Here is a 21,065-nt window from a genome sequence, read left to right as displayed (position 1 = left end):
ACCAGCCGTGAGGGTCGCCGGGCGGCGACCCTCACGGTTTTCCGTCCACTACCAGGGAAGTGGCGAGACGATGGGCGAGAGCCTGGATCGTGAGGGTGGGGTTGACCCCGCCCGGGTAGGGCATCAGCGCGCCGTCGGCGACCCGGACGTTGTCCGTGGCGTGCACGCGGCCGTCCGGGTCGCACACGCTGGCGCGCGGGTCGGTTCCCATCCGGCAGGTGCCGTGCAGGTGCGCGCTGCCCAGCGGGAAGTCCATCGGCTCGGTGACCACCCTGGTGGCGCCCGCCGCGGTCATCAGCTCGGCGGCCCGCTTGCGCAGGTACGCCAGGCGTTCGAGGTCCAGCGGGTGCGGCCGGTAGTCGATGACCAGCCTGGGCAGGCCGTTGGCGTCCAGGGCAGACCAGTCGAGCGCGACCCGGTTCGACGCCATCGGCTGGTCGCCCACCAGGCACTCCACCCGCAGCACGCGCGGGTTGCCGCGATCCTCGTCCAGCGGGCCGGTCTCCAGGATCAGCCCGCCCAGCCCACTCGGGCAGTCCGGGTCGAGGTAGTGGTCGGTGAGCGCGACGGTGGCGTAGCGGCCGCCCGCGGCGACCAGCGGCTCGGGCAGATCCTCGGCGAGGGTCGCCCGCACGTGCTGGCCCGCCTTCATGCACAGGCCGCGGCCGACCATGCCGTGGTCGTTGCCCAGGCCGTCCGGGGCGAACTCCGACCGCGAGCGCAGCAGCAGCGCGGCGCTCTGGATCGCGTTGGCCGCCACCACGAACATCCCGGCGCGCACGGTTTCCCGCGTGCCCGTGGCCAGGTCGAGGCAGTCCAGCCCGCCGACGTGCCCGGGCCGGTCCTGCACCAGCCGGACGGCTTTGAGCCCGGTGCGCAGGGTCAGGTTGGGCGCGCCTGCCAGCGGGCCGAGCAGCCGCTGGTGCACGTCGCCCTTGGCGCCGGACGGGCAGGCGTAGTCGGTGCACGCGGTGAGGTCCGCGCAGGCGGGGGCGTCGCCGAAAGCCGCCGACGCCACCGCCAGCGGCACCGGGAACGGCCGCATCCCCAGGGAGCGGCCCGCGGCGACCAGCGCGGCCCCGCGCGCGCTCGGCCGGTGCGCGGGCAGCAGGTCCAGCGGCGGCGACGGCCGCTGCGGGTCCAGCCCGCCGTCGGAGGTGATGCCGAGCGCGCGCTCGGCCCAGTCGTAGTGCGCGCGAAGCTCGTCGTAGCCGAAGGGCCAGGCTGGCGGCAGCGCGTCCGGGGCGACGTGCCCCGCTGCGTCGAAGTCGACCCGCCGCATCCGCAGCGAGACCCCGGCGTAGAACCGGGTGCCGCCGCCGACGCAGCAGGCCGTCCACGGGTAGCCCTCCTCGGTCCACTCCCCCGTCATCGTCCTGGCCCTGGCCGTCTCGTAGCCGGGGATCAGGTCGACCAGGTAGGCCCCGCCCGGGACGTGCTCGCCCTGTTCGACGACGAGCACGTCCCAGCCCGCGCCGACCAGCTCGCTGGCCACGACGCCGCCCGCGGCGCCGCTGCCGATCACGCAGACGTCGTACCGACGCTCCATCGCCCGCTCCATCGCCAGCGCCTACTCGGCCATCGCGGCGTCGGGCTCCCCGGCCAACTCGTCCAGCGACTCGCGCAGCACGGCGACGGCGGTCCGGCAGGTGCCCTCGAAGGCGGGGTCGACATCGTCCACGCTGAGCGCGAACACGCAGCGGCCGTCGGTCTTGCCCGGCAGCTGCCGGGCCCCGTAGGCGACACCGGTGTAGAGGCTGACCGCGGCCGCCAGCGCGTCCCCGGTGAAAGTGCACAGGCCGTCCGGCCGCGGCTTGTCCGCGATGTGCTGCATCGAGTCGTAGCAGCCGTCCGGGTGCACGTGGACCCGGTCGCCGTCCACGATGACCGGCACCGCGGGCACCTCCAGCCCGCCGTCGGGCCCGAACAGGTCGGTGCTGTGCGCCAGCAGGCGTTCCAGCCCCTCGGCCAGCGACACCGGCCCCCGCTCGCGCCGGGCCGCGCCCTCCAGCACGTAGGCGGGCCACTGGGCCATGGCCTGGGTGCTCACCCACGCCCAGTACAGCTCGCCGGGCGAGAGCCGGTCGGAGCCGATCGCGAAGTTGAACTGGTCATACAGCGCGAGCTCGGTGTCGTGGGTGATCAGCCCCTCGCCCAGGCACTGCTGGAAGTCCGGCGACCCGGGGATCGGGTAGAACGGGTTGGTCCAGAACCGGACCCCGGCCAGCATCAGGTTGACCGAGTCCTTGATCAGCTCCGCGGTGCTCTGCCCGAGCAGGCCGACGATCAGCGACGCGCCGACGTCCACGCCCTTCTCGGTGAACAGCGCCGCGCCGTCGCGGACCTTGGCCAGCGAGGTGAATCCTTTGCGGATCTTGCGCAGCCGGGCCATGTCCGTGGTCTCCAGCCCGAGGAACAGGCTGCGGAAGCCCGCCCCGGCCATGTCGCTGACCAGCTCCTCGCTGAGCTTGACCACGGTCATGCCGTTGGGCAGGTGCAGCTCGACGTCCAGGCCCCGGTCCCGGATGGCCCGGCAGATCTCGTGCACGCGTGCGATGTCGAAGGTGAAATTGTCGTCCTCGATGAAGAAGCGGCGGATGCCGTGCACCTCGACGTAGTGCTCGACTTCGTCGACGACATTTTTCGACGACCGGGTCCTGAATTGTTTCCCGACCGTCGCGTGCACAGTGCAAAATGAACACGAAAAGGGGCAGCCGCGACTGGTGATCAAGGTGGCCGTGGCGTCGTAGGACGCCATGTCCAACAGGCCGACATCGGGCCGGGGAAGACTGTCCAGATCTTGCAGGAAATTCGCCCTCGGCTGGAGGTGGACCCGGTCGGCCGGTTCCGCGCAATCACACATCCCACGATTGCAGCGGAACGCGACGCCCGCCTGTCCGAGCAGGCTCTCGCCCTCGTGCAGCGCCCGGAAGACCGGCGCGACGTTGGCCTCGGCCTCGCCGAGGACGAGGGCGTCGAAGGCGGTCTCGGTCATCGCGTGGTGGTGCGCGACCGTCGGGTGCTGCCCGCCGAGGACGATCTTCGCTTCCGGCAGGATCTCCTTGACCAGCCTGGCCAGCTGGTAGGCGGGCTCGTAGTACGGGGTGAACATGCAGGACACGCCGACGACGTCGTAGGCGCCCGCGCGCAGCTTGTCGGTGATCCGGTCCCAGGTGGCGCCCCAGTGCACGAGGTTGCGCCAGCGCGGATGCGCGGCGATCTTGGCCCGGTCGGCGTCGGTGTAGTCCTCCGGCGCGACGACGTGGTTGTCGTCGGTCCAGGCGAGGGAATCGAATATCTCGACGGCCATGCCGTCCTGCCGGAGTTGGGCCGCGAGATAGGCGAGCCCGATCGGCATATGCCTGCCGATCTCCACCATGCAGGATCTGATCGGGGGTTTGATGAGTAGTACTTGAATGGGGTTGGTTGTTCCGGCGTCCGCCACATCGGACCCCTTTCTGCGGGGTCCTTGATCTGACGACCTCCCGCGTGGTTTATTAGACGCATCTACGAAAGCCATGTCAAGGGTTAGCGGGGGCCCTCAGGGCTGCTCGAGTGCGTTACGGCCATTCGGAGGAATGTCATGATCCATCTGCCTATACAACCCGCACGACAGCCCGCATTACCGCAAGTTCCGCGTTATGTCACCGTTTTCGTCAACTGGGCGTGCAACCTCAGTTGTCGCGAGTGCTGGCTCTACGGCGATTCCTCAAGCGAGAACACCTGGCTTGAGGAGGTCAAGCGCGAGCACATCACCCTGGACATGTGGAACGGGCTGGTGGACGAACTGGTCGCGCACAACCCGAACCCCAGCATCTCCATGATGGGCGGGGAGCCGCTGATGCACCCGGACGTGCTGGAACTGGTGCGGCAGGCCAAAATCCGCGCGCCGGGCTGCCAGCTCGACATGAGCACCAACGGCACGCTGCTGCCCCGGGTGGCCGACGGCCTGGTCGAGGGCGGCATCGACATCGTCTACGTCTCGCTCGACGGCCCCACCGCGGAGATCAACAACCCGATCCGCGGCCGCAAGTCCTTCGAGCGCGTCGTCGACGGGATCAAGGCGCTGCAGAAGGCGACCCGCAAGGCGGGCCGCGGGCCGCGCATCGCGCTCAACTTCACCCTCACCGGGATGAACTACACCTCGCTGCCGGGCATGGTGCGGCTGGCCGAGGAGCTCGACGTCAACCAGGTGACGGTCGACTTGGCCATGTACTTCACCAAGGAGGAGGGCAAGGCCAGCCGCCCGGCGTTCGAGGGCGTCACCGGCAGGCCTTTCCTGTCCTGGACCGGCTACTGCAACGAGCACCAGCACGCCGACGTCGACCGCGCCGTGCTGCTGCGCGTGCTGGAGGAAGCCAAGACCTGCTCGGACAAGGTGGAAGTGCTTGTCGCGCCGGTCCGCTACACCTCCGAGCAGCAGAGCGCGTTCTTCACCGACGACTGGAAGTCCACGGTGGAGGAGACCACCTGCCCGAAGCTGTGGGCGCAGACCACCGTGCTGCCCAACGGCGACGTGCTCAGCTGCACCCCGTTCGCCGACACCGTCATGGGCTCGGTGAAGGACACCACGCTCGGCGAGGTGTGGAACAACGACATGTACGGCCGGATGCGCGAGCTGATCAAGCAGGAGCTGGAGCCGATCTGCTACCGGTGCTGCGAGCTGAGCCTGGACATCGAGGTCGACCCAGCCCTGTTCGCCAAGGACGGCGACAAACCCCGCGGCGACGAAACCCTCAGCGACGAACCCCTCACTCCGGCAGAAGGACGATGATGACCCGTACGTTCGACCAGGTCGAGAACGCCACCTACGGCGACCTCGGCCGTGCCACCAGGATCTACGGCGAGGCTTTCCGGCTCACCTTCGAGTACGTCTACGGCAGCCACATCCCCGGCGCGGTCGCCGAGTTCGGCTGCTTCGAGGGCTTCAGCTCGCTGCTGCTGGCCGACCTGATCGCGGAGTTCCGCGCGGAGACGGAGTTCTACGCCCAGACCTTCCCCAGGCACTTCTACGTCTACGACTCGTTCCAGGGCTTCCCGAAGAGCACCAACTCGGTCGACTCGATCTCCTACGAGGTGGCCGACAGCGGCTACTGGCGCGAGCACGAGGACGCCTCGCCCCCGGGAACCGAGGAGATGCTGCGGCACGAGTTCGGCCGCAGGCTCGGTCCGGGCGCCTGGACCATCGTGCCCGGCATGTTCTCCGACAGCCTGCGGGCCACCCCGCTGACCGAGCAGGTGGCCATCGCCAACCTCGACTGCGATCTCTACTCCTCCAGCGTCGAGGTGCTCGACCACCTGCTCGGCCGCCACCTGCTGCCCGACGGCGCGGTGCTGCTGATGGACGACTACAACTGCAACCGGGCCAACCCGAGGTTCGGGATGCGCCGGGCGATGCGCGAGTGCTTCGCCCGCACGGACGGCTTCTACGAGTTCAGCGAGTTCATCCGCTACGGCTGGCACGGCCGCGCGTTCTTCGTTCACCGGTTGGGCGACAGCCCCAACCCGGACGCGTGAGCGTCGGCTCCCGACGGCGGTGCCACCGGCGCGGCGGACCACACCAGTTCCGCCGCGCCGTGCGTCGCCAGCCGCGCGTGCGCGTGGCCGGTGAACGCCGCGCGCCAGCCCGGCCCATCCGGGAACAGCATGTCCAATTGGGACGAATAGCGCCCGACGGCCGCCAACTTGGCCGCGCGGTGCGATTCCGATGCCTGAGTGGGCACCAGGGGCCCGGTGGTCTCGGCGGGCGGCTGCCCGATGGCGTAGGGCAGGTCCTCCCACAGGGCGAGGGCGACGCCCTCGGCCGCGCAGGCGGCGGTCGCGGTGGCCAGGGTCGTCCGGTGGTCCACGTGGCCGCCGACCGCCGCGCACGTCCACACCGCCGCGGGCCGCAGGTCGCGCAGCAGCGCGCTCAGCGACGCGGTGACCTCGGCCGCCAGGTCGGGCTCCGCGGGCAGGTCCGGGTCGAAGTGCGCGCCCAGCCAGGCGCACAGCCAGTCCCCGTCGAGCCGCCGGTAGAGCGCGTCGAGGAACGGCAGGTGCAGCGGTTCCGCGCCGAGCGCGGCGACGGCGGCGCTGTCCTCGGCCCTGCGCACGTCCACCGCGTCCGGGCCGAGGCCGCAGTCACGGTGAAACTCCGTGGCGGGGCCGGAAAGCGGCGGCGGCGGACTGCCCGCGAAGACCGTGCAGACCACCACTTGCCGACCGGTTTCGGCGACCGCGGCCAGCGCCGCGCCCGCCGACATCACCGCGTCGTCCAGATGGGGGGACAGCGCTAACAGTGGCCCGTCGTCAGTTGAACCGGTGAATCCGTGCACAGTCCGCTCCTTGGTCCGAGTCAGCACATCCAGGCAAAGGTGATGATGTATACCGAAAATCCCGTCGCCGAGGCGAGCACGATGCTCGCGGTCGTCGTGACCGGCCCCGGCGAGCACAGTCTCGAACGCGTCCCCCGGCCCAGCCCGGAGCCCGACGAGGCGCTGGTCGCGGTCAGCCATGTCGCCCTGTGCGGCACGGATCTGCGGCTGCTGCGCGGAACCCTGCACGACGCCGAGTACCCGGTGATCCCCGGGCACGAGTGGGCCGGGGTCGTGCTGGCCGCGCCGAGCAGGCCCGACCTCGTCGGCCAAGCGGTCGTCGGCCACAACTTCAAGTCCTGCGGCGCCTGCGGGTGGTGCGAGCGCGGCGCGGCGAACCTGTGCCCCACCCTGGACGAGGTGGGCTTCACGCTGCCCGGCGCGTTCGCCGAGGCGTTCTGCCTGCCGGTGCAGAACCTGCGGCCGCTGCCCGCGGGCCTGTCCGGCGCGGAGGGCTGCCTGCTCGAACCGCTGTGCGTGGCCATCCACGCCGCCGAACGCGCGGGCGAGGTGACCGGGCGCACGGTCGGCGTGATCGGCGCGGGCACGGTCGGCCTGCTGGTGGCGCAGTTGGCTGTCGCGGGCGGCGCGACGTCCGTCACCGTGGCCGATCCCGCCGCACAGCGACGCGGGATCGCCGCCGAACTCGGGCTCGGCGCGGTCGCGGACCTCACCGTGTGGCACGACGACCCGCGGGAGGTCGTGGTCGACGCGACCGGCGTCGCCGGGGTCTTCCCGGCCGGACTGGTCGCCACCGCGCAGGGCGGCCGGTACGTCCTGGTGGGCTACTCCGGCGAGGACTCGACGCCGTTCGAGCCGAGCCTGGTCATGCTGCGCGAGTTGACCGTGGTCGGGTCGCTGTCCGGCGTGGGCAGGCTCGACCGGGCGCTGGAAGTCGTCGCCGACGGCTCCGTCCGGCTCGGACCGCTGCTCAGCGACGCGCTGCCGCTGGCGGACTACCGGGCGGTGCTGGACATCCCGGCGGACTCCGCGCCGCTGCGCAACATCTTTTCCGTGAACCAGGAACCGAGCCAGTGAAAGGGATTCCGATGAGCGCAGGCGCGCAGGGCAACGAGGAACTGATCAAGCGGGCGCGCCGGGTGACCGCCGCCGAGGTCTACGACATCGGCACCCGGTTTCCGGCCGTCTACACCGAAGCCGACGGCTCCTGGATGACCGATGTGGAGGGAAACCGCTGCCTCGACGTCACCGCTGCCAGCGGCGCGCTGCTGCTGGGCAACCGGAACCCGCACGTGGTCGGCGCCATCAACAGATACATCGCCGAGCACGGCGTGGTGTTCGCCAGCACGCTGTCCCTGCCGCGCATCGAACTGGCCGAGCGGCTGTGCGAGTGGTTCCCGGCGGGGGAGAAGGCGGTGTTCACCAAAACCGGCTCGGAGGCGACCACCACCGCCATCCGGCTCGCCCGCGCCGCCAGCGGCAAGGACCTGATCGTCACATCGGGTTACCACGGCTGGCACGACTGGCACACCGGCTTCCTGACCATGGGGTACGACGCCGGGACGCGCACGGTCACCTTCGGCTACAACGAGACCGCGCTGGAGCGGCTGCTCACCGAGTTCGCCGACCGGATCGCGGGCGTCATCGTCACCCCGGAGCCCGCCTGGTTCGGCGCGGACTACTACCAGCGGCTTTCCGCGCTGTGCGCCAAGCACGGCGTGCTGTTCATCATCGACGAGGTGATCACCTCGTTCCGCTACGGCCAGCACGGCCTCAACGGGACCGGCGGCGTGCCCGCCGACATCATCACGATGAGCAAGGGCCTGGCCAACGGGCACGCGATCGCCGCCATCCTGGGCAAGGCGGAGGTCATGGACTGCTACGACGCGGCCGGGATCGCGGGCACCTACACCCGCGAGGTGCCGCCGATGGCCGCCGCGCTGGCCGTGCTGGACGTCCTGGCCGACGGCAGCGCGCTCGCGAACGCGCGGAAACAGGGCACCACGCTGATGAACGGGATGCGCGACATCCTCGACGCGGTGGGCATTCCGGCCTTCGTCGGCGGGCCGCCGATGATGTTCGACGTGGTCGTCCCGTCCGAGGCGCTGTCCTGGGACCTCTACCGGGCCGCCTTCGACTACGGCGCGTACTTCGAGGACAGCGGCACCCACATGGTCACCACCTCGTTCACCGACTCCGACACCGACCACGCGCTGACCGCGTTCGAGAAGGGCGCCAGGAAGGTCGCCGCCACCACGAACTTCGAGCCGGGCGGGCTCAGCGTCGACCGCAAGGCGGAGTTCGCCGCGGAGGCGTTCGGCGGCAACCCGGTCGACAGCGCGGAGGTGCTGGCGAAGATCGACACGATGGTGCGGCGGATCGCCGCAGGCACGCAGGCGTGAGCGCGTGCGGATGAGCACTCGGCAGACCGGTCCGGCGGGGTCGGCGGCGTCCGTGACGTCGCAGGCCCCGCTGGCCACCGGCCACATCCTCGACGGCGACTGGCACCGCGTCGCCACCCGTTCCTACGGCGCCGCCATCCACCGGGTGCAGTGCCGGGGAACCTACTACGTGAAGACGATGTCCACTGTGGACCGGGACGACCTCAGGCTCCACCCGGAGAACGAGGCCGAGCGGCTGAGCTGGCTGGCCGGGTACGGGTTCCCGGTCCCGGAGGTGGTGGAGGTCGGAGCCGCGGAAGGCCTCTCGTGGCTGGTCACCACCGCCGTTCCCGGGGTGCCCGCCAGCGGCCCCTGGCGTCCCGACGAGCGGGTCCGGGTGCTGGACGCGGTGGCCGACCTCACCGCGGCGCTGCACTCGATTCCCCCGGCCGAGTGCCCGTTCGACCGGACGCTCGCGGTGACGCTGCCCCGGTGCCGGGTCGCGGTGGAACTGGGGACGGTGGACCTGGACGACCTCGACGAGCGGCACGCGGGGTGGTCCGGCCAGGACCTGTTGGCGGAGCTGGATTCCCTGCCGGCGCCACGCGAGGACGTGGTCGTGTGCCATGGGGACCTGGGGCTCGACAACATCCTGGTCGATCCCCGATCCCTTGCCGTATCAGGCGTTCTGGACGCGGGGCGGTTGGGGCGGGCCGACCGGTGGCTGGACCTCGCCATCGCGGTCCGGGATATCACCGAAGAGCTGCGGGTTCCAGCAACCGGATTCCTCAAGCGGTACGGAGTGTCCACTGTGGATGAGCGGCGGTACTTCTACTACCGGTTGATGGACGAGTTCATCTGAGCCGACACCAGGGCCACCGCGTCACCGATCGTCGTGGGAACGTCGACCGCGGTGGGGGCGCAGGCGCTCGTGACGAAGCCGGGAAGGTCCGCGGTGCGGGTGTGGGCCAGCAGCGTCGGGTGAATCCTCGGGGAGGCCGCCAGGACGTGGCCGGTGGTCAGCCAGCGGTTGTGGTCGCCGTGCCAGTCGGTGACCACGCCGCCCGCCTCGCGGACCAGCAGGGCGCCCGCGGCCACATCCCACGGGCCAAGCGCGAGCTCGAAGAAGGCGTCGAAGACGCCGCAGGCCACCCACGCCAGGTCGAGGCTGGCGCCCGCGGGGCGGCGGATGTCCTCCACCGCGCGCACGATCCGGGTGAGGACGTCGAGGTACAGCGGGAAGGAATCCGGCATCTTGAACGGGAAGCCGGTCGCGCAGACCGCTTGGGCCGCCGGTCTGCCCGCCACCCGGATGGGCGTGCCGTTGCGGGCGGCTCCGTGTCCCCGCACCGCGGTGAAGGTCTCCCCCCACATGGGCGCGTGGACGGCGGCCACCACCGGCTCCCCGTCGGCGACCAAGGCGATGGAGACCCCGACGGAGGGAAAGCCCCGCACGAAGTTCGTGGTGCCGTCCAAGGGGTCCACGACCCAGCAGAGCCCGTCAACGACCCCGGCCGCGCCGCCGCACTCCTCGCCGATGAAGGCGGCAGCGGTTCCCACCTCGCGGCACAGCCGGTCACGGATGGCCTTCTCGGCGGCCAGATCGATCTCGGTGACGTAGTCGCCCGGGGACTTGGACCGCACCGCCACCGCGTCGTCGGTGAAGGCGGCCCGGATCAGGTGGCCCGCCTCGTGCGCGGCGCGGACGGCCGCGCTCAGGTAGCGGTCGAGTTCACCGTCGGCGAGATCCTTGGCCCGAAGGTCGTTGCCTGCCACTGGACTCCTCTACTCGGTCTGGGTCCGCTCAGTCCGGCTGCCGCAACACCATCAGGACGTCGCGGTAGCCGACCTGGGTGGGTCTTCCCCTGCGGGCCGACCACAGCGCCGCGAGTTCCCGCTCGTCGACGTCGCGGACCGATCCGGGGGCGAACGCGGGCAGGTCTATCGAGTAGTCCACATGCGTGGACGCGGTGACCTCGACCCAGCGCAGGCCGCTGTCCAGAGCGGCCGCAATATAATCCTCGAAGAACAGCCGGTTGACCGTGTCGCTGTCATGCACATGCCAGATCAGCAGTTCCACCAGATCCGGCGGCAATCCGGTCGCCAGCACTCGCGCCAACTCGTCGCGGGTGTAGGCCAGATGCGCCCATGGCGGAAGCAGCGTGTCGCGCCAGAACACCAGATCGCGGCCGTCGTGCTCGACGTATTCCAACTGGTGCCCGTCCACCCCACTCCAAATGGGGCCGAAATGCGCATAAAGCAGACCACCTGGCCGTAGAATGCGGCGAACCTGCGCCAGTGTGGCTTTCACATCGATGAACTGGAACGCGTTGCTGGAAAACACCGCGTCGACGGACGCGTCGGCCAGCGGCATCTCCTCGGCCCGCGCGCGCAGGACCTGGTAGTCGCCCGCCTCGGTGCGGAACGGGTCGCGGTTGGGGTCCACCGCGTGCCACTGGGCGACGCCGTGCCCGGTGGCGAACTCGACCGGCACCGAGCCGCCGATCTCGGCCACCACCGCGCCTGCAAGCTTCACCCGGGCGGCGAAGTCGGCGAAGACCGCGTCCTCGGAAAGCGCGAGCCCCTGCGGATTGGTCACACCAGCCCCATCTCGACCGGCCGCGCGCCGCGGCTGACCTCGTCGACCAGCACTGGCCGCCGCTCCCGGCGCGACGCGGCCACCGCGTCGGCGACCAGCAGCGCCCGCATGGCGTCCTCGACCGTGCACGGGCTCCGCGCACCCGTGGCGACCATGGTCAGGAACGCCGAGATCTCGGCCCGGTAGGCCACCGTGAACCGCTCCAGGAACCCTGACCAGGCCGTTTCGGCCAGCACCGGGGAATCCGGCTCGACCGAGCGCAGCGGCACCCGGGTGTCCAGGCCGACGGAGATGGTGGACTTGCTGCCCGCGACCTCCATCCGCACGTCGTAGCCCGCGCCGTTGTACCGCGAGGCCTGCATGGTGACGATCGAGCCGTCGTCCAGGGTGAGCAGCGCGGCCGACTCGTCCACGTCGCCCGCCGCCCCGAAGTAGTCCGCGCCGCGGTTCGCGCCGGTGGCGAACACCTCGACCACCTCGCGGCCGCTGACCCAGCGCAGCGCGTCGAAGTCGTGGATCTGGCAGTCCCGGTGGATGCCGCCGGACACCGCCACGTACGCCGCGGGCGGCGGCGCCGGGTCGGCGGTGACCAGGTGCAGCCTGCGGACCTGGCCGAGCGCGCCGGAGCGCACCGCGTCGTGCGCGCCGCGGTAGCCCGGGTCGAACCGGCGCTGGAAGCCCACGTGCACCGCCACTCCCGAGGCCGCGACGTGGTCGACCACGCGCTGGGCGGTCTCCGCGTCGGTGAAGCAGGGCTTCTCGCAGAACAGCGGAATCCCCCGGTCGCAGCATTCGGTGATGAGGTCGGCGTGGGTGTCGGTCGGGGTCGCGACCACCACCGCGTCCGGAGCCGACGCCAGCAGCCCTGCCACCGACTCCGCGGTCCGGGCGCCGAGCAGCGCCGCCGCCCTGCCCGCGCTGCCGGGGTCGAGGTCGGCGATCACCAGGTCGGCCACCCTGGGGTCCGCGGCCAGGGTCGCCGCGTGCACCAGGCCGATCCGGCCCGCGCCTAAGAGTCCAATCCGCATCCGCACGTCCTGCCCGTTCGCCCGGTCATACCTGGTGGTCCATGTCGTTTCGCGCCGTTTCGGCGCTAGGAGATCAGCCAGGGGCGGGCGCCGCCCGCGATCTGGTTCCACACCGTGATGACCGAGACGGTCCAGGTCAGCTCGGCCAACTCGACCTTGCTGAAGTGCTCGGCGGCCGAGCGCCACTGCTCGTCGGTGACCGGCGCGTTGTTCATGTTGGTCAGCGCCTCGGCCAGTTCCAGGGCCGCGCGCTCGCGCTCGGAGAAGAACGGCGCTGCCCGCCACACCGGCAGCGCGGCGATGTGCCGCTCGGGGATCTCGGCTTCGCGGGCGTCGGTGTTGTGCGAATCGACGCAGTAGGCGCACCCGTTGATCTGCGACACGCGCAGGCGCACCAGTTCCAACAGCGGCAGCGGCAGGCTCACCTTCTCCGACAACTCGTCAAGCTGCTCGAATGCCTCCATCAGGTGGGGCGTGAGCTTGTCGACCGCCAAACGGAACTTTCTGGTCCCGGGGCCAGCCTCTGCCATGGGGTGGTTCTCCTATCCGTGGTGCACGGTGTCGCGTGCGTGCTTGCCCGCCCGTGTTCCGGCGGGCACGGGAACGCATTCTAAGCTCACCGAACGCGTGTCGAGAACCACTTTCGCATACTTTTTCTCAGGTGTTCCCATACCAGAAAAGCCAACCGGATTCGGGAAAACCGGCACACCGGGAACCGTTTTCGACCGAACGGTGCCGAGGTGCCATCCACCGGGGTAGCGGGGAATGGACCGGGCGGGCCATGGCGCTTTGTCAAGGTTGTCCTTTAATGGGCGCGACCCGGGCCGCTTCGCTTCGAGTCGGCGTCTGGACCAGCCGGGGCGCCTGTGGGAGCCTCTGGCACGTGATCGTGGAACCCTATGCCGTCGCGGTGGACGACGCGGTGCTGGCCGACCTGCGGGCCCGCGTGCGCAACACCCGGTGGCCATCCCCGGCCCCCGGCGCGCCGTGGTCGCAGGGCACGGATCTGGCGTATCTGCGCGCGATCGCGGACTACTGGGCGGACGGATTCCCGTGGCGGGCACAAGAGGACGAACTCAACCGGCACCAGCACTTCCGGGCCAGGCTCGACGACGTGGACATCCACTTCGTGCACGCGCGGGCCGCGCGCGGCGACGGCGTGCCGCTCGTGCTCACGCACGGCTGGCCGAGCACCTTCGCCGAACTGCTGCCGCTCGTGCCGCGGCTGACCGACCCGGCCGCGCACGGCATCGACGGCCCGGCGTTCGACGTGGTGATCCCGTCGCTGCCCGGCTACGCGTTCTCCACCCGGCCCGCGCGCCCGATCACCATGCGCGACACCGCGGGGCTCTGGCACCGGCTGATGCGCGGGCTCGGCTACCGGCGCTACGGCGCGCACGGCGGCGACTTCGGCTCCGGCGTGTCCACCTTCCTCGGCCTCGACCAGCCGGACGCGCTCATCGGGCTGCACCTGAGCAACTTCGAGCTTGACCCCTACCTCGGCCCCGGCTCCCCGCCGCTGACCGACGCCGAACGCTCCTTCGTCGAGCACGAGGAGGATTTCGCCGAGCGCGAGGGCGGCTACAACCTGGTGCAGTCGACCAGGCCGCAGACCCTGGGCTACGCGCTCAACGACTCCCCCACCGGCCTGGCGGCCTGGGTGCTGGAGAAGTGGCGGGCCTGGTCGGACTGCCGGGGCGACCTGGCGTCCCGGTTCTCCCGAGACTTCCTGCTGACCACGGTGACACTGTTCTGGGTCAGCGGCTCCATCACCGAAACCCTGCGCGACTACCACGACAACGCAAGCGTGTACGACACCCTCACCCCGACCGACCGGGTACGCGTGCCGACCGCCGTCGGACTGTTCGACAACGAGTTCGCCCACAACGGCACCGTCCCCCGCTCCTGGGGCGAACGCCTCTACAACCTCCGACGCTGGACGGTCTCCCCCACCGGCGGCCACTTCGCCGCCGCCGAGGAACCCGATTTGCTGGCCCGCGACATCGCCACCTTCTTCGGCGACCTCTTGACACACTGACCCAGCAGGCCGCCGCGGGTTTCGCAGTCACCTGATCAGACACGGCGGCCGGTTCGCCGTCTCGCCTGCCGGACTTCTCCGGCAGGCGAGACGGCGTGGGAATTACTTGGCCAGGAAGGAAAGCAGGGCTTCGTTCACCTCGGCCCCGTGTGTCCACAGCAGACCGTGCGGGGCGTTTTCGATCTCGACGTAGTCGGCTTCGGGGAGGAGCTTGCGGAACTCGCGGGCGGTGGCGTCGATCGGGAGGATGTTGTCCGCCGTGCCGTGCAGGATCAGGGTGGGCACACCGGTTTCAGCGATCTTGGCGATGTCCGCGCGGAAGTCGGTCAGCCAGGTGGGCACGACCGCGCTGGAGGCGAACCAGGACGCGCCCGCGGCGACGTTCCAGGCGTTGCGCAGGGCCTCTTCGGACAGGCGGGTGCCGAGTGTGTCGTCGGTGTTGAAGAAGCCCTTGTAGAACTCGGTGAAATAGGCGTACCGGTCGGCCTTGACCGCCGCCAGGATGCCGTCGAACACCTCACCGGGCACACCGGTCGGGTTGTCGTCGGTCTTGAGCAGGAACGGTTCCAGCGAAGCCAGGAAAGCCGCCTTGGCCACCCGCTCGGAGCCGTGGGAGCCGAGGTAGCGGCCGACCTCCCCGGTGCCCATGGAGAACCCGACGAGCACGGCGTCGCGGAGGTCGAGCGTGTCGAGGACGACCTTCAGGTCCGCGGCGAAGGTGTCGTAGTCGTAGCCGGTGGTGGGCTGGCTGGACCGGCCGAAGCCGCGGCGGTCGTAGGTGACGACCCGGTAGCCCGCCGCCAGCAGCGCTGAGCTCTGCTTCTCCCACGAGTGCCCGTCGAGGGGGTAGCCGTGGATGAGGACGACCGGCTGACCCTCGCCGTGGTCCTCGTAGTAGAGATCGACGGTGGTGCTGTTCTCGGTCCCGACGGTGATGAATGGCATCGTCTCGCGCCTCTCCTCGCTGGGAGAACGTTCGTTCTCCGGTATGGTGGAGAACAGGCGTTCTCAGCGCGGCATTCCCGGGCGCCGCCGTGACCAGCGCCACAAGGAGGAGCGATGGACGACCGGACCGCACGGGAGCGGGTGCTCGACGCCGCGGCCAGGCTCTACTACCGGCGCGGCATCCAGAACGTCGGCATGGTCGACCTGCGCGCCGAGTCCGGCGTCTCCCTCAAACGGCTGTACCGGCTCTTCCCGTCGAAGGATTCCGTGGTGGAGCAGGCGTTGCTGCGCCAGCACGAGACCTGGGACGCCTGGCTCGCCGCCGCCATCGACGCGGCGGACACACCACGCGACCGACTGCTCGCGGTGTACGACATGCTGGCTCGCTGGTTCAGCCACGACGACTTCCGCGGCTGCATGTTCATCAACTCATTCGGCGAGCTCGGCTCCGTCATGCCCCGGGTCGCCGAGATCGTCCGCGCCCACAAGGCCGACTTCCAAGCGCGCGTCGCCGAGTTGGCTCGCGCGGCCGGAGCGCCCGCGGGCCTGGCCCCGCAGCTGGCGATCCTCGCCGAAGGAGCGCAGACCACCGCGGCCATCTCCGGCACGACCGACGCCGCCCGCCAGGCCCGTCAGGCCGCTGAGGTGCTCATCGACACTGCCCTGCCGCGTCCCGACGCCGCCTAGAACTGGTCGAGTGTGGTGCGTTTCTTTCTTGCGGCAGGCGCGTTCGCGGCTGGGCAGGCGCCATTTCCGTTATCGCCGCGGTCAGCAGGTGACCGTCTTGTCGTAGGTGCCGAAGACGCCCTCATAGATGAAAGTCTTGCTCGTGCCCGCGCCCATGACATAACAGGGGCTGTCCCCGCCGTTGTTGACGATGACTTTCACGGACATGGTCCCGCCGCAGTTGTTCTGGAGAAAGACATCGAACCCGTTCGGCGTGGCGTAGACGTTGCGACTGACACAGGCGGGAGCGGTCCCGGTGACGCCGTTTTCGGTGGCGGTGGCGGTGGGCGCGGCCGCAAGTGAGACGCCACCGACCACTAGCGCCATTATGGCTGTCTTGACCGGACTGACGACGATCTTCATTTTGAACCCCCTGCGAATGAACTACTCGTCACTACCACTTATAGACGTTCGACTTGCGAGCGGTGGGCGCCGATCGCGAGTTTCACCTGAACGAGATCGGACCAGTCGCGGCGTGGTCACCGCGGGCGGTCAATTTCCTTCCGCCTGCCTGCGTCTGGTCGCTATCCACACCGCGACCTGGGCGCGGTTGTGGAAGCCGAGCTTGGTGAGGATGTGATCGACGTGGGTCTCCACGGTTCGCCGGGTGATGACCAGGCGGGCCGCGATCTCGCGGTTGGTCAGTCCAGCGGCGAGCAGGTCGGCGATCTCGCTCTCCCGCCGCGACAGCGGGTTGTCCGGCTCCTGCTCCGGGGCCGCGCCCCCGGACGGCTCGCCGAGCACGTAGCGCACCGCCTGGTCCCGGGGCATCTCGATGCCCAGCCGGTAGTTCTTCTTGTACTCCTGCTCGCCGAGCCCTTCGTAGGACCGCGCGCCGAACTCGGCGAACTTCTCGGTGAAGACGCCGAACCGCCACGGTGAGGCGCCCACGCTGCGCCACAGCTCGGCGGCGATGCCGAACAACGTGGCCGACCGCTCCAGGTGCCCCAGCCGCACCTCGACGCCGCCGAGCAGGTGGACCGCGAACGGCTCCGCCGCCCGGTTGCCCAGCTCCTGGTGCAGCCCGAACGCCGCCAGTCCCGCTTCCCTGGCCGCCATGGGGTCGCCGTAGAACAGTTCGATCATCCCCAGCGCCCACAGCCCCCACGACCGCCAGAAGATCTCCCCGGCGGCCTCCCCCGCCTCGACGCGTTCCCGGACCAGCCGCCTGCCCTCGTCCACGTCGCCGTCGACCGCCGCGGCCAGACCGTGCAGGAACCCCGCGTACCCCTCGCCGTGCGGCACCCGATGGGCGCGGAACACGGCGAACGCGCGGGCGAGCTGCTCTCTGCCCAGCGTTTCGCGGTGCGTGAACAGGTTCGCCAGGGCCCACCCGACGTCAACGTACGCGGTCGAGACGGGATCGGAGATCTGCTCCGCGAGCTCGCGCCCCACCTCCAGCGCGGCGACGCCGGAGTCGATGTCGCCCTGCAGCAGCGCGCACCACGCGATCAGCCGCTGGGCGAGGACCCGCTCAGGCGAGCCGGACGGCGCGAGCGCCCCCAGCCTGCCCAGCCAGATCCTGGCCTCGCTGAGGAACCCCCGGACGGTCCAGTAGACGTCGAGCTGGTTCGCCATGCGCAGCCCGGCCACGGCCTCGCCCGGCTCGGTGGCGCAGAACCCGAGCGCGACCCGGATGTTGGGGTGGTCGCGCTGGATTCGCTCCACCCAGGCGACCTGGTCCCCGCCCATCCAGCCGCTCTCGTAGCGGGCGGTGAGGTCGGCGAACCAGTCGCGGTGCAGGCGGCGCACCCGCTCCACGTCGCCCGCGTGGACGAGCTGGTCATGGCCGTACTCGCGCACGGTCTCCAGCATCCGGTACTCGATCGCCTCGGCGTGCTCCTCGGTGAGCAGCAGGGACTTGTCCACCAGCGCGTGCACGATGTCGAGCACGTCGACCGGGTCCACCCCGGCGCCGCCGCAGACCTCGGTGACCGCCTCCAGGCTGAACGCGCCGGAGAACACCGAGGCGCGCGCCAGCACGGCCCGCTCCTGCGCGGAGCACAGCTCATAGCTCCAGTCGATCATCGCGCGCAGCGTCTGCTGCCGCTGCGGGGCCAGTCGGTTGCCCCCGGTCAGCATGTCCAGCCGGTTGGTCAGCCGCTCGACGATCTGCCGCAGGCCCAGCGCCCGCAGCCGGACCGCGGTCAGCTCGATGGCCAGCGGCAGGCCCTCCAGCCGGGCGCACAGCCGCGCGACGTCCTCGCTGTTCTCCTCGGTGAGCTGGAAGGACGGCGCCACCGCGCGCGCCCGATCCACGAACAGCCGGACCGACTCGTACCGCAGCAGGTCGGCGACCGAGGTCTGCCCGTCCTCCTCGGGCATGGACAGCGGCCGCACCGCGAGCAGCTGCTCGCCGGGGACGCCCAGCGACTGCCTGCTCGTGGCGAGGACCGTCAGGTGCGGACACGCCGGGACAAGGGTGTCCACCAGCCGCGCGCACACGTCGACCAAGTGCTCGCAGTTGTCCAGCACCACCAGGCACCTGCGTGCGCGCAGGTAGTCCAAGAGCACATCGACCGCGGGGCGTTCGGACTGGTCGGACAGGCCGAGCTGGTGGGCCACGGTGATCGCCAGCAGTTCCGGGTCACGCAGTTCGGCGAGTTCGACCAAGGCCACGCCGTCGGGGAAATCACCACGCAGCGCGTCGGCTATGCGCAGCGCCAGCCGGGTCTTGCCGACGCCGCCGACGCCGGTGAGCGTCACGAGCCGGTTCGCGGCCAGCAGGCGCTTGGCCTCGGCCAGCTCACCTTCTCTACCGACGTAGCTGGTCACCTCGGTCAACGGCTCCACCATGCTGTTGCGGGCCACTAGACAGGCTACCTCGTGTGTCTCATACCCGCTTAGCTTCCGGGAACCGCCTGGTCACGGCTCATTATGCGGAACATCACCCGGCGGTGCCGCGCTTACTCGCCGAGGGCGCCGTCGACCAGCAGGCGGGCCGCGCGGGGGCTTCCCATGCGCTCGAAGGCGGCGATGGCCTCGGCCCGGTGCCGCGCCGCCGCGGCGGTGTCGCCGCCTCGGTGGGCGGCTCGGGCGCGCAGCACCGCGACCTCGGCGAGCAGCGCGGTGTTGTCCAAAGCGGTGGCGAGATCCGCGGCGTCGGCGAGGGCGGCCTCGGCGGCGGCCAGGTCCCCCGCGCCTGCGCCTAGGTCGGCCAGGGCGATCAGGGCCTTGGCGCGCACCACCGGCTCGTCGGCCGCCTCGGCCAGCCGCAACGCGGTGCGCAGGGTGGCGCCCGCCTCGTCGTGGCGGGCGAGCCGGGTGAGGGCGCGGCCGACGAACAGGGTCTGCAGCGCGGTGCCGCGGGCCAGGCCGAGGGCGCGGTTGATCTCCAGGGCGCTGGTGAACCAGTCCAGGGCGTCGGAGAACCGGCCGGTGCGCAAGGCGAGGTTGCCGCTGAAGTCGTAGGTGGATGCCCGCAGGCGGTCGTCGCGGGCCAGCTCCCGCGCGCGGGCGAGATGCTTGGCCGCGTCGTCGTGGCGGTCGGTTTCCTGCAAACCCTTGGCCAGCAGGCACCGGCACCGCACCTCGGCCGCGGTGTCGCCGTCGAGGACGGCGGCCTCCACGGCGAGCGTGCCCGCCTCGATCCAGGCGGCCAACGGCTTGCGGGCCTCGTAATAGGCGAAAGCCGACTCGAACAGCCGCCAGGCCAGGTCGTGCCAGCCCTGTTCGGCGCAGGCGCGCATGGCGGCCTCGATGTTGGCGTGCTCGCGGTCGAACCACGCCAGGGCGGTCCGCGCGTCCATGGCCGGGTCCTGGCCGTCGAGGAAGACGTCGGGATCGGCCACGCGCAGCCGCTTGCGCCCGGTGGCGGCCACGTCGGCGGCCGCCGCGCCCAGGCACCACCACCGGACCGCGCGCCGCAGCATCGCGATCCGGTCGGCCCGGGAGCTCTCGGCGTCACCGCGGCGCAAGGCGTGCCCGCGGACCAGGCGGTGCATCGAATAGTGCCCGTCGGGGCGCTCCTCCAGCAGGTTCGCCGCGCAGAGCTGGTCGACGTGGGCGCGGACCTGGGCCACCGGCGCGTCCAGCGCCGCGGCGAGGACTTCCACCGAGAAGTCTCGGGTGACCAGCACGCCCAAGGCCCGGTAGACCTGCCGGACGGGCTCGGCGAGATCGTCGTAGACCGCGTCGAACACCCCGGCGACACGGGCGAGGACGTCGCCCTGGCCGGTGTCCCGCAGTCTCTCGACCTCGGTGGCGAGCGACCGGTTCCGGTGGAGGTTCAGGCGCGCGCCGACGACTCGGATCGCCAGTGGGAGGTAGCCGCACAGCCCGACCAACTCCATGGCCGCGTCCGGCTCGGCGTCGGCTCTGGCCGCCCCGCAGAGGCGCTTGAGCAGGTCGAGCGCGTCTGCCGCCGCGAGCGGGTCCAGGGAGATCGGGACGGCGCCGTCGATGTGCAGCTCTTCCAGCACGATGTTGCCCGCGACGAGGACCATGGCCGCGGCCGAGTTGGGCAGCAGCACCTCGACCTGGGCCGCGTCGGTGACATCGTCAAGGACCACGAGCAGGCGGGAGCGGGCGGTGAGCGAGCGATAGAGGTCCCGTCGTCCGGCCAGGCTCGACGGCACCTGCCCCTCGGGGACACCGAGCACGACCAGGAACCGGGCAAGCGCCTCGCTGGGCGTCTCGCCGTGCGGCCCGAACGCCGCGTAGAGGACGCCGTCGTCGAACCGGTCCGCCAACCTGGCCGCGACATGCCGCAGCAGGCCGGTCTTGCCGACCCCCGGCATCCCCCTGACCGCGACCACCACCGGGCGCCCCAGACCCGCTGACACCGGGACCAGCTCGTCCATTTCCCGAATCTGCTCGCCGCGGTTGACAAACGGGTTCGGCGCCAGGTCCGTCAGCAACGGGACCGCGGCGGGCGCCTGCGGCTGCGGCGCGACGAACGTCACCGAGCCGATCGACCCCGCCTGCACGACCTGGGCGGCCGAGCCGCTGAGTTCGTTGTGGCTGTCCCCTGCGCTCATCCCCACACGAGCCCTCCGTAGCCATCTGTGACGATCACGGTACTGGACATCG

18 protein-coding genes are annotated in these 21,065 nt (G+C 70.8%); 7 read left to right on the top strand and 11 right to left on the bottom strand.

The window, feature by feature from the left end; translation table 11 throughout:
• Window positions 1-31: 31 nt before the first annotated feature.
• Window positions 32-1,549 carry a GMC oxidoreductase gene (locus BLS56_RS20835; protein ID WP_175482958.1) on the bottom strand — a complete coding sequence of 506 codons (1,518 nt, stop codon included), beginning with the start codon at window positions 1,547-1,549 and terminating at the stop codon, window positions 32-34.
• A gap of 21 nt (window positions 1,550-1,570) precedes the next feature.
• Window positions 1,571-3,358, bottom strand: a complete 1,788-nt coding sequence (locus tag BLS56_RS20830; RefSeq protein ID WP_175482957.1) for a B12-binding domain-containing radical SAM protein — start codon at window positions 3,356-3,358, stop codon at window positions 1,571-1,573.
• Between the two features lie 225 nt (window positions 3,359-3,583).
• Between BLS56_RS20830 and BLS56_RS20825 the strand changes: the two genes are divergently transcribed.
• Window positions 3,584-4,774 carry a radical SAM protein gene (locus BLS56_RS20825; RefSeq protein WP_091453565.1) on the top strand — a complete coding sequence of 397 codons (1,191 nt, stop codon included), beginning with the start codon at window positions 3,584-3,586 and terminating at the stop codon, window positions 4,772-4,774.
• Window positions 4,774-5,517 carry a TylF/MycF/NovP-related O-methyltransferase gene (locus BLS56_RS20820; RefSeq protein WP_175482956.1) on the top strand — a complete coding sequence of 248 codons (744 nt, stop codon included), beginning with the start codon at window positions 4,774-4,776 and terminating at the stop codon, window positions 5,515-5,517. Before BLS56_RS20825 ends, BLS56_RS20820 begins: the two co-directional genes overlap by 1 nt.
• Here BLS56_RS20820 and BLS56_RS20815 read toward each other — a convergent pair.
• The gene (locus tag BLS56_RS20815) at window positions 5,481-6,317 is read right to left on the bottom strand and encodes a PIG-L deacetylase family protein (RefSeq protein WP_175482955.1); all 837 of its coding nucleotides are present in this window, start codon (window positions 6,315-6,317) and stop codon (window positions 5,481-5,483) included. The two genes, BLS56_RS20820 and BLS56_RS20815, sit on opposite strands and share 37 nt — an antisense overlap.
• 42 nt (window positions 6,318-6,359) lie before the next feature.
• Between BLS56_RS20815 and BLS56_RS20810 the strand changes: the two genes are divergently transcribed.
• Genes BLS56_RS20810 through BLS56_RS20800 form a run of 3 tightly spaced genes read left to right on the top strand, consistent with a single transcriptional unit; the run spans window position 6,360 to window position 9,560 of the window.
• Entirely contained in the window at window positions 6,360-7,394 is a 1,035-nt protein-coding gene (locus BLS56_RS20810; RefSeq protein ID WP_091453560.1) for a zinc-dependent alcohol dehydrogenase, read from the top strand.
• Window positions 7,395-7,405: 11 nt separating this feature from the next.
• The gene (locus BLS56_RS20805) at window positions 7,406-8,719 is read left to right on the top strand and encodes an aminotransferase class III-fold pyridoxal phosphate-dependent enzyme (RefSeq protein WP_091453557.1); all 1,314 of its coding nucleotides are present in this window, start codon (window positions 7,406-7,408) and stop codon (window positions 8,717-8,719) included.
• 10 nt (window positions 8,720-8,729) lie between these two features.
• On the top strand, window positions 8,730-9,560 hold the full coding sequence (locus tag BLS56_RS20800; protein WP_091453555.1) for an APH(3') family aminoglycoside O-phosphotransferase: 831 nt from the start codon (window positions 8,730-8,732) through the stop codon (window positions 9,558-9,560).
• Here BLS56_RS20800 and BLS56_RS20795 read toward each other — a convergent pair.
• From BLS56_RS20795 to BLS56_RS20780, 4 genes are all read right to left on the bottom strand, one after another.
• Window positions 9,533-10,474: an inositol monophosphatase family protein gene (locus BLS56_RS20795; protein WP_091453552.1), complete on the bottom strand. Its 942-nt coding sequence runs from the start codon at window positions 10,472-10,474 to the stop codon at window positions 9,533-9,535. The two genes, BLS56_RS20800 and BLS56_RS20795, sit on opposite strands and share 28 nt — an antisense overlap.
• A gap of 28 nt (window positions 10,475-10,502) precedes the next feature.
• Window positions 10,503-11,297, bottom strand: a complete 795-nt coding sequence (locus BLS56_RS20790; protein WP_175482954.1) for a class I SAM-dependent methyltransferase — start codon at window positions 11,295-11,297, stop codon at window positions 10,503-10,505.
• Window positions 11,294-12,325 carry a Gfo/Idh/MocA family protein gene (locus tag BLS56_RS20785; protein ID WP_091453547.1) on the bottom strand — a complete coding sequence of 344 codons (1,032 nt, stop codon included), beginning with the start codon at window positions 12,323-12,325 and terminating at the stop codon, window positions 11,294-11,296. The genes BLS56_RS20790 and BLS56_RS20785 overlap by 4 nt, the downstream gene beginning before the upstream one ends.
• Window positions 12,326-12,390: 65 nt before the next feature.
• Window positions 12,391-12,855 carry a carboxymuconolactone decarboxylase family protein gene (locus BLS56_RS20780; RefSeq protein WP_091453544.1) on the bottom strand — a complete coding sequence of 155 codons (465 nt, stop codon included), beginning with the start codon at window positions 12,853-12,855 and terminating at the stop codon, window positions 12,391-12,393.
• Between the two features lie 353 nt (window positions 12,856-13,208).
• On the opposite strand from BLS56_RS20780, the gene BLS56_RS20775 reads away from it, so the two are divergent.
• Complete coding sequence (locus tag BLS56_RS20775; RefSeq protein ID WP_228771804.1) at window positions 13,209-14,363, top strand: epoxide hydrolase family protein; 1,155 nt, start codon at window positions 13,209-13,211, stop codon at window positions 14,361-14,363.
• 102 nt (window positions 14,364-14,465) lie between these two features.
• Here BLS56_RS20775 and BLS56_RS20770 read toward each other — a convergent pair whose 3' ends face one another.
• Window positions 14,466-15,308, bottom strand: coding sequence for an alpha/beta fold hydrolase (locus BLS56_RS20770; RefSeq protein WP_091453539.1), 843 nt, complete (start codon window positions 15,306-15,308; stop codon window positions 14,466-14,468).
• 114 nt (window positions 15,309-15,422) lie between these two features.
• Here BLS56_RS20770 and BLS56_RS20765 point away from each other — a divergent pair, with 114 nt between their 5' ends.
• Window positions 15,423-15,995 (top strand): TetR/AcrR family transcriptional regulator, encoded by a 573-nt coding sequence (locus BLS56_RS20765; protein ID WP_091453536.1) that lies wholly within the window; start codon window positions 15,423-15,425, stop codon window positions 15,993-15,995.
• 81 nt (window positions 15,996-16,076) lie between these two features.
• On the opposite strand, the gene BLS56_RS20760 is transcribed toward BLS56_RS20765, so the two are convergent.
• From BLS56_RS20760 to BLS56_RS20750, 3 genes are all read right to left on the bottom strand, one after another.
• Window positions 16,077-16,397 carry a hypothetical protein gene (locus BLS56_RS20760; RefSeq protein WP_091453534.1) on the bottom strand — a complete coding sequence of 107 codons (321 nt, stop codon included), beginning with the start codon at window positions 16,395-16,397 and terminating at the stop codon, window positions 16,077-16,079.
• Window positions 16,398-16,526: 129 nt separating this feature from the next.
• Window positions 16,527-18,845, bottom strand: coding sequence for an ATP-binding protein (locus BLS56_RS20755; RefSeq protein ID WP_091453531.1), 2,319 nt, complete (start codon window positions 18,843-18,845; stop codon window positions 16,527-16,529).
• Window positions 18,846-18,940: 95 nt separating this feature from the next.
• Window positions 18,941-21,013, bottom strand: coding sequence for an NB-ARC domain-containing protein (locus BLS56_RS20750; RefSeq protein WP_091453528.1), 2,073 nt, complete (start codon window positions 21,011-21,013; stop codon window positions 18,941-18,943).
• Between the last annotated feature and the right edge of the window lie 52 nt (window positions 21,014-21,065).

The sequence above is a fragment of the Actinokineospora iranica genome (genome assembly GCF_900101685.1).
Classification (GTDB): Bacteria; Actinomycetota; Actinomycetes; order Mycobacteriales; family Pseudonocardiaceae; genus Actinokineospora; species Actinokineospora iranica.
Note: the sequence above shows the minus strand (reverse complement) of the source record. Positions and strands in the feature narration are given on the sequence as shown.